Genomic DNA, 14,299 nt, shown 5'->3' on the forward strand with positions numbered 1-14,299 from the left:
ATGAAGATGCTAAACAAACGTTAAGGAGCGGTTGAAAGTGAGTGAAATCACACATCGTACAAAAACTCGCCCAGTCAAAGTAGGTCCTTTAACAATAGGCGGAAGTAATGAATTATTTATACAAAGCATGACAACAACAAAAACTCATGACGTGGAAGCGACAGTAGCTGAAATCAATCGGCTGGCGGAAGCGGGATGCCAAATTGTTCGTGTAGCCTGTCCGGATGAAAGAGCTGCCGACGCAATTGCGGAAATAAAAAAACGAATTACGATACCTTTGGTTGTAGATATACATTTTGACTATAAATTAGCATTGAAAGCAATTGAAGGCGGAGCCGATAAAATTAGGATAAACCCTGGAAATATCGGGCGCCGTGAAAAAGTGGAGGCTGTTGTGAAAGCAGCCAAAGAAAAAGGCATACCGATTCGAATCGGTGTAAACGCGGGTTCGTTGGAAAAACGAATTCTTGATAAATACGGATACCCGACAGCAGATGGCATGGTCGAAAGTGCGCTTCATCATATAAAAATTCTTGAAGACCTTGACTTTCACGATATCATTGTCAGTATGAAGGCATCAGACGTTCAGCTTGCAATTGAAGCTTATAGAAAAGCTTCTGAAGCCTTTGACTACCCTCTTCATCTCGGAATTACCGAATCCGGAACATTATTTGCCGGTACTGTGAAAAGCTCTGCGGGGCTTGGAGCGATTTTAAGCCTTGGAATCGGAAATACATTGCGCATTTCCTTAAGCGCTGACCCGGTTGAAGAGGTTAAAGTTGCAAGAGAGTTGTTAAAATCGTTTGGCCTTGCCTCTAATGCGGCAACATTGATTTCCTGTCCAACGTGCGGGCGAATTGAAATTGACTTAATTAGCATTGCAAATGAAGTCGAAGAATATATTTCAAAAATAAAAGCTCCGATTAAGGTTGCTGTTCTCGGCTGTGCTGTAAATGGTCCTGGCGAAGCACGTGAAGCCGATATCGGCATTGCCGGTGCCCGAGGTGAAGGCCTTCTGTTCCGCAAAGGAAAAACAGTAAGAAAAGTTCCTGAAGAAACAATGGTCGAGGAATTAAAAAAAGAAATCGATAAGCTTGCCGAAGAGCATTATGCGAAAGAAGCAGCTGAAAAAGAAAAAATTAAAGCCTAAATAAAAAAGCTTGGCGGGAATTCCGCCAAGCTTTTTTGTACCTAGAAAAATGGGGTGATAAATATTCCAATGAGCAAAGAAACAACACCGATTCCAATTGCCCAAGCCCCTAATGCTCCTGCTCCTCTTCTTCTTGCAATAAAGCCGACGATAATACCGACAATCCCTAATAGAACAGGGAATATAAACAAGGAAATGATCGATATTGCCAAAGCAGCATAACCGATCCATCCGGCATTATCTCTGTTTGCGTCCTCGACATCGTTACGCCTGTCTGAATCATTTTTTGCTCGATATGGTTCTGTGAGCTCTGCAGCCGTTTCTTCGTCAAAATTACGTCTATTGACATCCGGCTCATCCCGGTTTTCAAATCGATTGTGATTTTTTTCTTGATCCATTGTCAGCCCTCACTTTCATGATAAAGGAGCATTTATAGTTTAATCAGTTTTGTATTGGTTTATGTATTTCAAAACAAAAAAGCGGTTTAAACTACCCGCTTATTTATTGACTGTATTCTCCACTTTGCTGCTCACTTTCAGCGGAAAACGAAACCCCAATTGATTGCAGTGAGGCTTTCGCTTGATTTAAAGAGGTTTCTGCTTGTTCTTGCCATTTGATAATTACTTTAATAAAGGGTTTATACTCGGGAATTGCATTTTCCTCCATCGTTTTTAACCCTTCACGTACTTTTTTATCTTGGCTTTCAGCATTTAAGATACAAGCCGTCATAGTCTCTACAATCGAATTCTGTTTCTCGCCGTTTTTTAGCCTTTGGGCAGACCCTGCAGCCGTCACACGATGATAAGAAGCTGGAACCAGATGACTGTGCATTTCTCGATTTCCTTTTAAATCTTTTGTTTTTGGGATATGGAAAAGCTCACTGCTCATTGCACACACCATTTCTTCAGCATATAAGCTTTGACGCAGCAAATATAAAACATGGTCCCATTTATTTACTCGAATTGGATAATATGGACACATAAAAATCATCCCCTTTTTAAAAGAACTCTCATGCTAAATAGGTATGATTAAGTAACCGAAGTATGATTTATCCAAGGGAATTTACGAAAATAAAAAAATCCTGTATAGAAACAGGATTAAACATGGAGAATCTTATATCAGAAATTAGTTTTTTATTTTAGATTGATACGGTTTTATTTGACCGCGAATCTCTCCGTCCGGATTTTGCACGGTATGAGCATTGACATATGTTCTTCCATCTCTAATAAGCTTTATTAATGCCGAAAGCGGCTTTCCGCTAAGGGGCCCTACGAGATCATTCTTGGTAATGGTACCTTCGATGACACCTTGAGTTACACTGATACTAGGATCAACCGGACCGAAGAGAAAAACAACTACAGGACCATTCTCCCCTCTTTCACCGATATGAATATGTGCCTGAGTAAAATTGCGAAGATTATTTACCTCTAATTGATATCGAATGCTTTTTTCATCGCTGCTTATTTGAAACTGTGCAAATCCGCTTGCATTGGTACGAACTGGCGGAACCTCTTCTGAACCCCTTAACCTTGCAATAAAAAAGTCACTCTTATGATGATGTTTATTCATTTTTTCACCCTCCTAACACTTTTGGCATAATATAAAGTATTTTGCAGAAGGATGAATTGCTTGTACTAACATCTAATGTGTATTAAAAATGGTTTATTGACAGTCAGGGCACGTTCCGTATACTTCAAATTTATGCCCGCTGATTTCGTATCCTTTAAAATTTTCATTTACGGCATCCATCGGACAAGCATCAATTTCCTTTGTTCTGCCGCAAGCGAGACAGATGAAGTGATGATGGTGATGGCTGAATGAACACACAAATCGAAACAGCTTTTCACCGGAAAGCTCAGTCGTTTCTAAAATCCCCAAATCAGCATAAAGCGAAAGGTTTCTATAAATGGTATCAAAACTAAGTCCGGGATAGTCAACACTAAGATCTGAAAGCACATCCTTGGCTGATAAATATTTATCGGAACGGGCAAACAACTGCAGCATGTCTTCTCTTTTACTTGTATATTTGTATCCATTTTCCTTCAATAAATCAAGCGCCTCTTGAACGTTCATGTAGAAATCTCCTTTTAAATTTGTTCAAGCCCAGTGTCAGCAATAGAATGATAACAGAAGTCACTACGACGGTTCCTCCTGGTGCAAGATCCAGCTGAAAACCTGATATTAATCCAATGATAACAGATATTTCTCCAAATAGAACAGAATAAAAGATCGCCTGCTTAAATCCTTTTGCGATCCTGATACTAGCCGCAACAGGTAATGTCATTAGAGAAGAGACAAGCAAAATGCCGACAATTCTCATCGACGCAGCAATAACCAAGGCAACGATTACGATAAAAATAAAATGAAGCCATTTTGCCGGTATACCAGATGAGCGAGCATGTTCTTCGTCAAAAGAAAGCATGAACAACTCTTTGTAAAGAGCAAAAACCAAGAGCAGAACAATAACCGTTACACCTACGATAATAAAAAGATCCGTTCTTGAGACTGCGCTGACGCTTCCAAATAAATAACTGAACAAATCGGTATTAAAACCGTCTGCAAGAGAAATAAAAATGACAGAAACGCCAATACCTCCGGAAAGAATGATCGGAATGGACAGCTCCTGAAAATGCTTGTATACACTTCTAAGCCTTTCTATGAGGAGTGACCCGAATATAGAAAAAAACATTCCCAAATACAAAGGGCTTACGCCAGCCATAAACGCAAAGCGCTTTTCAAGATAAAGGCTTGCTGCAATGCCTGCCAAGGTCACATGGCTTAGTGCATCAGCAATTAAAGACATTCTTCGGACAACAATAAATACACCGAGTATAGGGGCAATAAGTCCGATTAGCAGACCTGAAATAAGTGCATTTTGTAAAAAATCATATTGAAAAAAAGGTGCTAGCATTATAGGTACCCTCCGTGATGATCATGGCTGATCGTTTGTACATCATGACCGTAAAAAGATGACAACGTACGATCTGATACCGATTCAAATTGTGAGGGGCTGCCATGAAAATGCAGCGTCTTATTTAAGCAGGCGACGTGTGTAACTTTATCGGAGATTGTACCTACATCATGTGTGACAAGTATCAGTGTCATGCCTCGTTCTTTATTTAATTTTTGAAGAAGGTGATAAAAACCTTCTACGTTTTTTTGATCCACACCGACTGTGGGTTCGTCAAGAATCAATAGCTTCGGATCGCTGACAAGAGCTCTGGCAATAAACGTCCGTTGCTGCTGCCCACCAGATAGCTCGCCAATGTTGCGATGTGTAAGAGAAGTAATTCCTACAGCTTCTATTGCATCTTCAACCGCACGCTTGCTTTTTTTATCCATTTTCTTAAAAAGCCCGAGCCGCGCTGTTAATCCACTCGCGACGACTTCAAATACGGAGGCGGGAAACCCTGTATTGAAGCTGTTTGCTTTTTGCGAAACGAACCCGATTTGTCCCCAATTTTTATACTTTTTATAGGATTCGCCAAACAGCTTTAACTCACCCGATTGTGGCTTTATTAAACCAAGAATGCACTTTAACAGAGTTGTTTTCCCCGATCCGTTCGGGCCGACCAAGCCGAGAAAAGTTCCTTCTTCTATTGTAAATGTGATATCCTCAATTGCATTTTCGTGCTCATAAGCGTAAGAAACATGCTTCAATTCAAGTGCTGGAGATACCATCTTGCTTCTCACCTTCAATTTATTTTTCTGAACCATTACGATTTACAATCAAAAAGAAAATGGCTGCTATTATAGCAAACCACTTCAAACCAGTTCGATCATAAATTATACCGTTTATCAGATAAAAAGTAAAATATATCGTTTAATGAATAGCAGTTTTGAATTTTCCTCCTCTTGTTTCATGAGTGTTCATAATTGTAATAAATGCCTGTTCATCAATTTCGAACACGATTGATTTTAGCTTTGTTATTTCTAAACGTGTGACTACCGCATAGATCACTTCTGTCTCGAGATCTGAATAGCCGCCTTTTCCTTTCAGCTTTGTTGTGCCGCGGCCCAATCGGTCCAATATAGCATCAGATATTTCCTCATAGTTATCGGATACGATAATGACCGCTTTCGTTTCATCCAGCCCCTGGATCACAACATCAATTGTTTTAAAAGCAATGAAATAGGTCATTACCGAATACATGGCTTGCTCCGGACCGAATACAAAGCCCGCCCAAGTAAAAATAAAAACGTTAAAAAACATGACAAACTCACCAACTGAAAACGGGAGCTTTTTTGTAAAAAGGATACCGAGAATTTCTGATCCGTCCATGGAACCTCCGTTTCGAATCACTATCCCGACGCCTAATCCGAGGAGCAGTCCGCCAAATACCGTCGCTAGAACCGGCTCTGTGGTGAAGGCATGAATGTGATGAAGAGAGCTCTCTACGACGGACAACCCTACAATCCCAATGATCGTAGAGACCAGAAAGGTTTTCCCGATGTGCTTGTAGCCAAATAGCATAAATGGTGCATTCAGGACAACGACAAGGACGGCGAAGTTGATAAAAGGATTGTCTTTAAATATGTAATCCAAAATAAGAGAAATACCTATAATTCCGCCATCAATAATATTATTTGGAACTAAGAACAATTCAATGCTCACCGCAGCACATGCTGCTCCAATTAATATCATAAATAGCCGAAAGATAAATCGGGTTTTTGATTCTTTTTTATGCTGTTTTTTTGGTGCTGACATACTTTCTCCTTTCTTTCATAACGAACTGGTTTTTTCCTACTACTATCATACCATTAAATACAATGTTGACTAAATTTAACTCCAATTGAATGAAAAAATTGGAACGATATGAGTCATTCACCCATACAATTAGATTTGAGGGGAGGAACGAACGTTGTATTTCATGCAAAAGATTATTTTACAGAGGTTAAATCGAGCAACAGCAAAGGATATTCTCAGCTATGCCAATCAGTATGGAATTTCGTTAACTGCCAAACAGGCTGCTGATGTTGCGGCTCTGTTACACGGAAAAAATGTCAATATTTTCGATGAAAAGGAAAGAGCAAGCCTGATTACAAAAGTAGAGAGCATTACATCCAAGAGCACTGCCAAAAAGGTGAATGAATTATTAAACCAATTTATCAGGTGAAAAAGAAACTTCTCGTACCCTTTGATACGAGAAGTTTCTCATTTTCATTACTGGGCTAAAATCTTTTCAAGTACGCTCTCTTCAAACTGCCGATTCCGGAGCATATCGATTTCAAATTTGTAAGGAGGTTTTTTGTTCTTCTTATCCTCTCCAACGTATGGGGTTTCAAGAATCTTCGGAATGTCTTGCAGCTGATCATGATGAACTATATAATTGAGAGCTTTAAAACCGATATGGCCAAAGCCAATATTTTCATGACGATCCTTTCTTGCTCCGCATACATTTTTGCTGTCATTAATATGAAGAACCTTAAGCCTGTCCAGCCCGATAATTTTATCAAATTCATTTAAAGTCCCATCGAAATCTTCGACGATATTATAGCCTGCATCATGCGTATGACACGTATCGAAGCAAACAGAGAGATGCTCATTGTGGGTCACACCGCTGATAATCTCCGCAAGCTCTTCAAAGCTCCTCCCGCATTCAGATCCTTTTCCTGCCATCGTTTCAAGGGCGATTTGCACCGATTGGCCAGGTTCAATAACTTCATTTAATCCTTCTATAATCTTTTTGATCCCGACTTCAGCTCCTGCACCAACGTGCGCACCGGGATGCAGGACAATTTGTTTAGCGCCGATAGCAGCTGTTCTCTCAATTTCTGAACGGAGAAAAGTAACACCCAGCTCAAAGGTTGCTGGATTCGCCGTATTTCCGATATTAATAATGTAGGGGGCATGTACAACAATATCCTCGATGCCGTTTTCTTTCATATGGGCAGTGCCGGCTTCTATATTTAAATCTTCAATTTTTTTACGCCTCGTATTTTGCGGAGCTCCCGTATAAACCATAAATGCGTTTGCTCCATAAGACTGTGCTTCTTCACTTGCTCCCTGCAGCATTTTTTTGCCGCTCATGCTTACATGTGACCCTATCTTTACCAAACCGTTTCCCCTACTTTCCTTTTCTCGAATTTAATTTTCTTTGCCGCTTTTTGATTTTTTCTAATTCTGCGGTCATTTTTTTCTTATATCCTGGCTTTACTTTTTTCGGTTTTTTAACAAAATGCTTTGCCTTTTCATCAATTTCATCAGCCACACGTTTACGTTTCTTTCTACGCTGCCGATCTTCAAGGGCTACCCATTCTCCCTTAACAATTTCCTTGTTTTCAAACACGATGCCCATATTCTCAAGTCTTGCTAAGCCATCTTCATCGGATGTATCATATATTGTCATGGCGATACCAGTTGATCCGGCCCGGGCTGTTCTGCCGACACGGTGAATGTAAAAGTCCAGATCATCCGGGAGCTCATAATTGATAACGTGGCTGATACCCTTAATATCGATCCCTCGTGCTGCTAAATCAGTCGCGATAACAAAAGCATATTCTAATTCATTGATTTGCTTCATTACCTTTTTGCGTTCTCGCGGTGTCAGGCCTCCATGTAAAATTCCAGCTTTTACCCCGTGATCTCTGAGATACTCAAAGACATGATCAGCTGCTTGTTTCGTATTTGTGAAAATAATGGCTAAATACGGGTTAATGTGGGTTACCATGGTTAATAAAAGCTTGTCCTTGTCTCTATGCCTCGATGGGATTAGCACGTGCTCAATATTTTCTGCCGCAATTTGCTTCGGCTCGACATGTGCATATTTTGGATTTTTCATATATTTTTTCAAGAAAGGCTTCAGCTTTTCCGGAATTGTTGCTGAGAAAACGAGCATTTGAAGCTGCTCCGGCATATTGGAGCCAATAAAATCGACATCCTCTAAAAATCCCATATCCAACATGAGGTCTGCCTCATCAATGACAAAGCTTTTCGCCGTAAAGACGTTAAGAGCTTTTTCTTTAATCAAATCTGCAATCCTACCCGGAGTTCCAACGACAAGATGCGGCTGTCTCTTAAGCTTTTCGATGGTTTTCTTTTTATCTGTTCCGCCAATGTAGCATTTTGAGATAATTTCTTCATCAGCTTCCGTGTACTTCGTAATTTTTAATACTTCCTGATAAATTTGATTGGCAAGCTCTCTTGTAGGTGCTGTAATCACAACCTGTACTTCTTCTTGATCAGGATGGATGCTATGTATTAACGGCAGCAAATACGCATGCGTTTTTCCTGTTCCTGTCTGAGATTGGCCAATGGCGCTCTCGCCTTTTAAAGCAGCAGGAATCAGCCTCCTTTGAATATCAGTCGGTTCATAAAATCCCATTTTCTCAACTGCTTCTATGATAAAGGGTTTTAAATTGTATTCAGTAAATTTTGTTTGTCCCATGTTTTCAGCTCCTTAAACACTAAATTAGTGTCCATCAAAAACCCATTATAACTGATTCGTTCCTAAAAAACCATTAGCCGACGGAAAGAAGATGAATAGACAAATTTTGTTCTTTATGCATATCCTATCGTGCAAGATGTTTTTCGAAAGGAGGTAATCAATTGTTTCCACAACGACAAATACGAAACGGTCCACAGCAGATGGGCAGACCAAGAATGCCAAGAGCTCTTCGGCAACAGCAAGCTGCAAATTTCCAAATGAATCGATTTCAACAGCCGCAGCCTCCAATTCAACAGCCATTTCAACAGATGGGCCAATTTTTCCCTCAGCCGCCAGGGGCAGGTGCAGGGAATGACGCAGGGGCAGGAGGAATCAGAGGACTTCTCTCCAAATTCTTACCAGGCGCAGGCGGCTTGCCAGGAGCAGGTACAGGTTCTGGTCTGCAAAGCCTACAAGGACTACAGAATCTTGCAAATCCAGCCAATATTTCCGGAATGCTCGGTAATGTCCAAAAAATGCTCGGAATGGCTCAGCAAATTACACCGATGGTCCAGCAATACGGACCTCTGGTCAGAAATATTCCTTCCATGATAAAGTTATACAGCCAGCTAAACAAAGCTGACGATGCAAACAGCAAAGAAGACAAATCTTCAGCTGAAAATTCAAATGAAACAATGCAAGCAAGCTCTCAGCAAAAAAAGAAAAAAAAGACGGCAGCAGATAGCGGACAGCCCGCTTCAAAGCCTTCTAGCAACCAGCCTTCCGGAAGCTCAAGACCTAGGCTGTATGTATAAGAATCTTTGATATCCAATGTGAGATCAGCTATAATAGAAGAAAGAGAACCTGAGAGTATAAAGCCGTTTACAACGGCTTTTTATTTTGTGACGTCTCTTAAGCTTCGATTGTAGGAGGAACAAGAATGAATGTAATTAAAATATCTCCGCGCGGCTATTGCTATGGAGTTGTTGACGCAATGGTTATTGCAAAAAATGCGGCTCTTGATAAATCTCTTCCTCGACCGATCTATATCCTTGGAATGATTGTTCATAATAAGCACGTGACAGATGCCTTTGAAGAGGACGGCATCATTACGCTGGATGGCACAAACCGTTTGGAAATTATTAAAAATGTAGATAAAGGGACGATCATCTTTACGGCTCACGGTGTGTCACCTGAAGTACGGAAAATTGCTGAAGATAAAGGGCTGGTTGCAATTGACGCGACTTGTCCGGATGTAACAAAAACCCATAATCTAATTTTGGATATGAAAGAAAAAGGATATCACGTTATCTATATCGGCAAGAAAGGACATCCGGAACCAGAGGGCGCTGTAGGTGTAGCACCTGATATCGTTCATTTAGTAGAAACAGAAGAAGACGTCGCTAACCTTAACATACAGAATGACAAAATTATAGTTACAAACCAAACCACTATGTCGCAATGGGATGTTCACGATATCATGGAGCAAGTAAAAGAAAAATATCCTCATGTTGAATTTCACCAGGAGATTTGTTTGGCAACTCAAGTCAGACAAGAGGCCGTGTCTGAACAAGCGAAACAAGCTGATTTAACGATTGTTGTTGGAGATCCAAAAAGCAATAACTCCAACCGGCTCGCACAGGTCTCTGAAGAAATTGCCGGTACAAAAGCTTACCGTATCGGTGATATTAGCGAACTAAAGCTTGAGTGGCTAAAGAATGTAGAAACTGTAGCAATCACAGCAGGGGCGTCTACACCGACTCCTATTACAAAGGAAGTTATTCGGTTTTTGGAAGGCTTCAATTGGGAAGATGAATCGACCTGGACGATAAAGCATGACATTCCACTGAAAAAAATACTGCCAAAGGTTAAAGCAAAATAAGAGGCTGGTTCGCCAGCCTCTTATTTATCGTTTGCATGCAATTTAATTATCACCGCACCATATCTTATAGAAATACGAAGGGATTGGTATCTGTACTAGAAGCAGCAAATGATATCTCCATTTTGCATTTAGCTTCCAATAAATCAGCAAGCCCCTGCTTCATTATTTTTTCTGCATAATGCCCCGGATCCACGAGATTTAATCCTTCGGCAACGGCATCCTGAGCTACATGAAAATAAATATCACCTGTTACGAATACATCAGCGCCCATCTTTTTTGCGTTGCTCATAAACTTGTTCCCGTCTCCACCTAGGACTGCCACCTTTTTGACTAAGGCTTGCGGGTTCCCAGACATACGAACTCCGCCCACTTGAAGTTTGTCCTTTACATACAGGGCGAAATCGTGCAGCGTCATTTCTTGCTCGATTGTCCCAATTCTTCCTAATCCTTTTTTAATTGAAGCTTGCTCGACTGGATAAATATCGTAAGCTACTTCTTCATACGGATGAGCCTCCAGCATTGCAGCAAGCACCTGTTTTTTTATTCGTGATGGAAAAATCGTCTCCAGCCTGACTTCATGGACAAGCTCCAGCTCACCCACGGTTCCGATAAAAGGATCTGACCCCTCGAGCGGACGGAAGCTGCCTATCCCTTCTGTGGAAAAAGCGCAGTGGCTATAGTCGCCAATGTGCCCTGCTCCAGCATTACCGACAGCTCTCCTAACGTTTTCTTCATGCTCCTTTGGTACAAATACGACTAATTTATTCATCGGATCTGAAAAAGTCGGTACAAGCACCTCCGTATTTTTCAGCATCAGTGCTTCAGCCAGCATGTCATTGACACCGCCATCTGTAACATCCAAATTCGTATGTGCCGCGTAAACGGCAATATCATGCTTCACACATAGCTCGATGACCTTGCCGCTCGGGTGATTCGTTTCAACCTTTTTTAATGGCCGAAAAATGGGTGGATGGTGGGCAATGATTAGATCAGCTTGTTCTTTTATCGCTTCTTTTACAACATCCTCAGAGACATCGAGCGTAATCATCACTTTCTTCACTTCTTTATGTAACGTTCCGATTTGAAGTCCGATTGGATCCCCTTCAACCGCATAAGAAGGCGGGCAAAAGTCTTCAAACCATTTGATAAAATCGGTACCGCTTTGCTTAGACATGTGACAGAACCTCCTCAATTAGATTGATTTGCGTAAGTATTTCTTTCATCTTTTCTCTGTTTGTTTCTGAATCTGCTGCTTTTTTGACTGAGGTATAGATGGTGTTTAAGTGCTCAAGTTCAAAAGACCATTTTTTTCGAAAAACATCATTCTTTTCCTTTGCCAATAACGGACCTGTTAAAATCCCCGCTTCAAACATAATGGATTGGTAAGGACGGTCTCTATCCCCTTTTTCCGCAGCAATAACCTCATAAATTTTATCATCTTCTTCAAGAATCGTTTCTTGCAGAATCTCGTAATGTTCTTTATACAGCCACGTTCTCACGTGATGAGAATGAATGTTGGGCTGAAGTACGAGCCGTTCCGATCCTGTCAGCTTATCTTTTCCATTTTCTAAAATTTGGGCGATTAATGAGCCTCCCATACCTGCAATTGTCACACATTGAACTTCTCCGGGCGTTAATATTTCAAGGCCGTTTCCTTTTCTTACGGAAATTTTTGAATCCAGCTTAGATTTTATCACTTGAGAGACTGCCGATTGATAAGGGCCCTCTGATATCTCACCAGCTATAGCCTTTAAAGCTATGCCGTTCAACACAGCGTAGCAAGGTAAATACGCATGATCGGAGCCGATATCGGCAAATGTACAGCCTTCATTGAGCATTAACGCCACCGTTTCAAGCCTTTTCGATAATTTCGTTTCATTCATGTCATCACTTCTTTACTAATAAAATAATTATGGAATGCACTATATATATTAAAAAAAAGTCCTCTCAAATGCAAAGGACTTTTTTACATGCATTACTTGATCTCTGAAACCCATTTTGCCATTTCATCCAGCTTTTCTTCCGGAACCAGTCCAGCCGGCATGCCGCCTCCGCCATTTTGTATCTTTTCTTTGATACCTCCAACGTCCCTTTTCTCGCCGACACCCTTCAAGCTGGGGCCAGATACCCCTTCATAATTTTCCCCGTGGCAGCTGACGCAGCTTTGCTTGTATATTTCTTCAGGTGAAGCGTTTGCATTTTCCTCTTTTGCAGGCTCCTTCCCTCCACTTGCTATTTCTCTTTCATCTCCTAACCCCTTAATTGATAAAACGAAAACTAAGCCAATTCCTATCAAGGCAATAAATAAAAATGGTATCAACGGATTGCGTTTCATTCGGCACATCCCCCTTTGTGATAACCCCGATCCACATATGTAAGCACTTTCTCTTTTTATTTTACAAAATGGAAAGAAAATATGATAGGAAAAAACTCTGTTGTTCACAGTTTAGACATATATTTAGCTTAATCGGGTATTCCCTGACTTTAAATTATTTCTCCGAAAATAAAAATTCAACCGATAGAGGGTTTGCAAAACCGGAGAAAATTAAGTAAAATGAAGTAAAGTAATAAATACAGCGTTTTCATAAAATTTGTGATAAAAAAGAGAACGGTTTTTCATTCCGTTCTCACACAACTCTATTCTAAAAAGTCTTTCAATCGTTTGCTTCTGCTTGGATGTCTAAGCTTACGAAGAGCTTTGGCTTCAATTTGGCGAATCCGTTCTCTTGTAACGCCAAATACCTTGCCAACTTCTTCAAGCGTGCGTGTTCTTCCATCATCAAGGCCAAAACGCAGGCGAAGAACGTTTTCTTCCCGGTCGGTCAATGTGTCTAAAACATCTTCAAGCTGTTCTTTCAACAGCTCGTAAGCTGCATGATCAGATGGAGAAGTCGCTTCTTGGTCTTCAATAAAATCGCCTAAATGAGAGTCGTCTTCTTCGCCAATTGGAGTTTCCAACGAAACTGGCTCTTGAGCAATTTTTAAGATCTCACGAACTTTTTCAGGCGTAAGATCCATGTCTTCTGCAATTTCTTCTGGGAAAGGCTCACGTCCAAGATCTTGAAGAAGCTGTCTTTGTACACGTATCAGCTTATTAATCGTTTCTACCATATGGACAGGAATCCGAATCGTTCTGGCTTGATCAGCAATCGCTCTTGTAATTGCCTGCCTGATCCACCATGTCGCATACGTACTGAACTTGTAGCCTTTACGGTAATCGAATTTTTCAACGGCTTTCATTAAGCCCATGTTTCCTTCTTGGATGAGATCCAAGAAGAGCATGCCTCGGCCAACGTATCGCTTTGCAATACTTACAACCAATCTCAGGTTCGCTTCTGCCAGGCGTCGTTTTGATTCTTCATCGCCCTCTTCTATTTTTTTGGCATAGGTAATTTCTTCTTTTGCAGATAACAAATTTACCCGGCCAATTTCTTTCAAATACATACGGACTGGATCATTTATTTTGACTCCCGGAGGAACGCTTAGATCATTTAAGTCAAACTCTTCTTCTTTGGCAAGCTGTTGGACGTCAGGATCTTGAGTCTCCTCATTCTCGCTTATTAATTCAACACCTTGCTCACCTAAAAATTCATAATATTCATCCATTTGGTCTGATTCAATTTCGAAACTTGACATACGCTCGGCAATTTCCTCATATGTCAAAACTCCACGTTTTTTCCCCACCTCTGTCAACTGATCTCTTATCTGCTCAAACGTGAATTCAGTTTCAGTTTCGTGCGTTTGTTTATCAGCCATTCATGGATACCTCCTTCCAAAAACCAAATATTCTAAAGCATACTCTCTGGTATATCGAAAACGTCTTGAAAATAAACAAGAATCGTACAGATTGCTCCTCCGTAAGGATTCATTGCAATCGATTTAATTTATCCTGCATTCACA

Annotated in this window: 17 protein-coding genes; 4 read left to right on the forward strand and 13 right to left on the reverse strand. The window is 40.7% G+C overall.

The window, feature by feature from the left end; genetic code table 11:
- Positions 1-31: 31 nt before the first annotated feature.
- Positions 32-1,150, forward strand: a complete 1,119-nt coding sequence (ispG, locus tag JOC74_RS05765; RefSeq protein WP_098945215.1) for a flavodoxin-dependent (E)-4-hydroxy-3-methylbut-2-enyl-diphosphate synthase — start codon at positions 32-34, stop codon at positions 1,148-1,150.
- 41 nt (positions 1,151-1,191) lie between these two features.
- On the opposite strand, the gene JOC74_RS05770 is transcribed toward ispG, so the two are convergent.
- The 7 genes from JOC74_RS05770 to JOC74_RS05800 form a co-directional block, all read right to left on the reverse strand.
- Positions 1,192-1,548, reverse strand: a complete 357-nt coding sequence (locus JOC74_RS05770) for a DUF4190 domain-containing protein (protein ID WP_053603402.1) — start codon at positions 1,546-1,548, stop codon at positions 1,192-1,194.
- A gap of 103 nt (positions 1,549-1,651) precedes the next feature.
- Positions 1,652-2,131 (reverse strand): hypothetical protein, encoded by a 480-nt coding sequence (locus JOC74_RS05775; protein ID WP_053603403.1) that lies wholly within the window; start codon positions 2,129-2,131, stop codon positions 1,652-1,654.
- 144 nt (positions 2,132-2,275) lie between these two features.
- Positions 2,276-2,719, reverse strand: a complete 444-nt coding sequence (locus JOC74_RS05780; RefSeq protein ID WP_053603404.1) for a CHRD domain-containing protein — start codon at positions 2,717-2,719, stop codon at positions 2,276-2,278.
- Between the two features lie 93 nt (positions 2,720-2,812).
- The gene (gene zur / locus JOC74_RS05785; protein ID WP_053603405.1) at positions 2,813-3,223 is read right to left on the reverse strand and encodes a zinc uptake transcriptional repressor Zur; all 411 of its coding nucleotides are present in this window, start codon (positions 3,221-3,223) and stop codon (positions 2,813-2,815) included.
- Positions 3,201-4,061: a metal ABC transporter permease gene (locus JOC74_RS05790; RefSeq protein ID WP_053603406.1), complete on the reverse strand. Its 861-nt coding sequence runs from the start codon at positions 4,059-4,061 to the stop codon at positions 3,201-3,203. Before JOC74_RS05790 ends, zur begins: the two co-directional genes overlap by 23 nt.
- Positions 4,061-4,831 carry a metal ABC transporter ATP-binding protein gene (locus tag JOC74_RS05795; RefSeq protein WP_053603407.1) on the reverse strand — a complete coding sequence of 257 codons (771 nt, stop codon included), beginning with the start codon at positions 4,829-4,831 and terminating at the stop codon, positions 4,061-4,063. Before JOC74_RS05795 ends, JOC74_RS05790 begins: the two co-directional genes overlap by 1 nt.
- A 142-nt stretch (positions 4,832-4,973) precedes the next feature.
- Positions 4,974-5,858 (reverse strand): YitT family protein, encoded by an 885-nt coding sequence (locus JOC74_RS05800; protein ID WP_053603408.1) that lies wholly within the window; start codon positions 5,856-5,858, stop codon positions 4,974-4,976.
- Between the two features lie 163 nt (positions 5,859-6,021).
- Between JOC74_RS05800 and JOC74_RS05805 the strand changes: the two genes are divergently transcribed.
- The gene (locus JOC74_RS05805) at positions 6,022-6,267 is read left to right on the forward strand and encodes a DUF2624 domain-containing protein (protein WP_053606040.1); all 246 of its coding nucleotides are present in this window, start codon (positions 6,022-6,024) and stop codon (positions 6,265-6,267) included.
- A gap of 47 nt (positions 6,268-6,314) precedes the next feature.
- Here JOC74_RS05805 and JOC74_RS05810 read toward each other — a convergent pair whose 3' ends face one another.
- Both JOC74_RS05810 and JOC74_RS05815 read right to left on the reverse strand, forming a co-directional pair.
- Positions 6,315-7,208 carry a deoxyribonuclease IV gene (locus tag JOC74_RS05810; protein ID WP_211086073.1) on the reverse strand — a complete coding sequence of 298 codons (894 nt, stop codon included), beginning with the start codon at positions 7,206-7,208 and terminating at the stop codon, positions 6,315-6,317.
- Positions 7,209-7,218: 10 nt separating this feature from the next.
- The gene (locus JOC74_RS05815; protein WP_053603410.1) at positions 7,219-8,538 is read right to left on the reverse strand and encodes a DEAD/DEAH box helicase; all 1,320 of its coding nucleotides are present in this window, start codon (positions 8,536-8,538) and stop codon (positions 7,219-7,221) included.
- A gap of 200 nt (positions 8,539-8,738) precedes the next feature.
- Here JOC74_RS05815 and vrrA point away from each other — a divergent pair, with 200 nt between their 5' ends.
- Entirely contained in the window at positions 8,739-9,332 is a 594-nt protein-coding gene (vrrA, locus tag JOC74_RS05820; protein WP_082364335.1) for a VrrA/YqfQ family protein, read from the forward strand.
- 125 nt (positions 9,333-9,457) lie between these two features.
- Entirely contained in the window at positions 9,458-10,399 is a 942-nt protein-coding gene (locus JOC74_RS05825; RefSeq protein WP_053603412.1) for a 4-hydroxy-3-methylbut-2-enyl diphosphate reductase, read from the forward strand.
- Between the two features lie 64 nt (positions 10,400-10,463).
- On the opposite strand, the gene JOC74_RS05830 is transcribed toward JOC74_RS05825, so the two are convergent.
- From JOC74_RS05830 to rpoD, 4 genes are all read right to left on the reverse strand, one after another.
- Positions 10,464-11,573: a Nif3-like dinuclear metal center hexameric protein gene (locus tag JOC74_RS05830; protein WP_053603413.1), complete on the reverse strand. Its 1,110-nt coding sequence runs from the start codon at positions 11,571-11,573 to the stop codon at positions 10,464-10,466.
- The gene (locus tag JOC74_RS05835; protein ID WP_053603414.1) at positions 11,566-12,282 is read right to left on the reverse strand and encodes a tRNA (adenine(22)-N(1))-methyltransferase; all 717 of its coding nucleotides are present in this window, start codon (positions 12,280-12,282) and stop codon (positions 11,566-11,568) included. The genes JOC74_RS05830 and JOC74_RS05835 overlap by 8 nt, the downstream gene beginning before the upstream one ends.
- Positions 12,283-12,374: 92 nt before the next feature.
- On the reverse strand, positions 12,375-12,734 hold the full coding sequence (gene cccA / locus JOC74_RS05840) for a cytochrome c550 (RefSeq protein WP_053603415.1): 360 nt from the start codon (positions 12,732-12,734) through the stop codon (positions 12,375-12,377).
- Positions 12,735-13,036: 302 nt separating this feature from the next.
- Positions 13,037-14,155, reverse strand: coding sequence for an RNA polymerase sigma factor RpoD (gene rpoD / locus JOC74_RS05845; protein ID WP_053603416.1), 1,119 nt, complete (start codon positions 14,153-14,155; stop codon positions 13,037-13,039).
- Between the last annotated feature and the right edge of the window lie 144 nt (positions 14,156-14,299).

Origin of the sequence: Bacillus capparidis, from assembly GCF_017832095.1 — a bacterium.
GTDB classification, from domain to species: domain Bacteria; phylum Bacillota; class Bacilli; order Bacillales; family Bacillaceae; genus Bacillus; species Bacillus gobiensis.

Excerpts from the sequence above, each read along its gene's own strand:
- JOC74_RS05770 (WP_053603402.1), bottom strand. The coding sequence starts at position 1,548 with ATGGATCAAGAAAAAAATCACAATCGATTTGAAAACCGGGATGAGCCG.
- JOC74_RS05775 (WP_053603403.1), bottom strand. The coding sequence starts at position 2,131 with ATGTGTCCATATTATCCAATTCGAGTAAATAAATGGGACCATGTTTTA.
- JOC74_RS05780 (WP_053603404.1), bottom strand. The coding sequence starts at position 2,719 with ATGAATAAACATCATCATAAGAGTGACTTTTTTATTGCAAGGTTAAGG.
- zur (WP_053603405.1), bottom strand. The coding sequence starts at position 3,223 with ATGAACGTTCAAGAGGCGCTTGATTTATTGAAGGAAAATGGATACAAA.
- JOC74_RS05790 (WP_053603406.1), bottom strand. The coding sequence starts at position 4,061 with ATGCTAGCACCTTTTTTTCAATATGATTTTTTACAAAATGCACTTATT.
- JOC74_RS05795 (WP_053603407.1), bottom strand. The coding sequence starts at position 4,831 with ATGGTATCTCCAGCACTTGAATTGAAGCATGTTTCTTACGCTTATGAG.
- JOC74_RS05800 (WP_053603408.1), bottom strand. The coding sequence starts at position 5,858 with ATGTCAGCACCAAAAAAACAGCATAAAAAAGAATCAAAAACCCGATTT.
- JOC74_RS05805 (WP_053606040.1), top strand. The coding sequence starts at position 6,022 with ATGCAAAAGATTATTTTACAGAGGTTAAATCGAGCAACAGCAAAGGAT.
- JOC74_RS05815 (WP_053603410.1), bottom strand. The coding sequence starts at position 8,538 with ATGGGACAAACAAAATTTACTGAATACAATTTAAAACCCTTTATCATA.
- vrrA (WP_082364335.1), top strand. The coding sequence starts at position 8,739 with ATGGGCAGACCAAGAATGCCAAGAGCTCTTCGGCAACAGCAAGCTGCA.
- JOC74_RS05825 (WP_053603412.1), top strand. The coding sequence starts at position 9,458 with ATGAATGTAATTAAAATATCTCCGCGCGGCTATTGCTATGGAGTTGTT.
- JOC74_RS05830 (WP_053603413.1), bottom strand. The coding sequence starts at position 11,573 with ATGTCTAAGCAAAGCGGTACCGATTTTATCAAATGGTTTGAAGACTTT.
- JOC74_RS05835 (WP_053603414.1), bottom strand. The coding sequence starts at position 12,282 with ATGAATGAAACGAAATTATCGAAAAGGCTTGAAACGGTGGCGTTAATG.
- cccA (WP_053603415.1), bottom strand. The coding sequence starts at position 12,734 with ATGAAACGCAATCCGTTGATACCATTTTTATTTATTGCCTTGATAGGA.
- rpoD (WP_053603416.1), bottom strand. The coding sequence starts at position 14,155 with ATGGCTGATAAACAAACGCACGAAACTGAAACTGAATTCACGTTTGAG.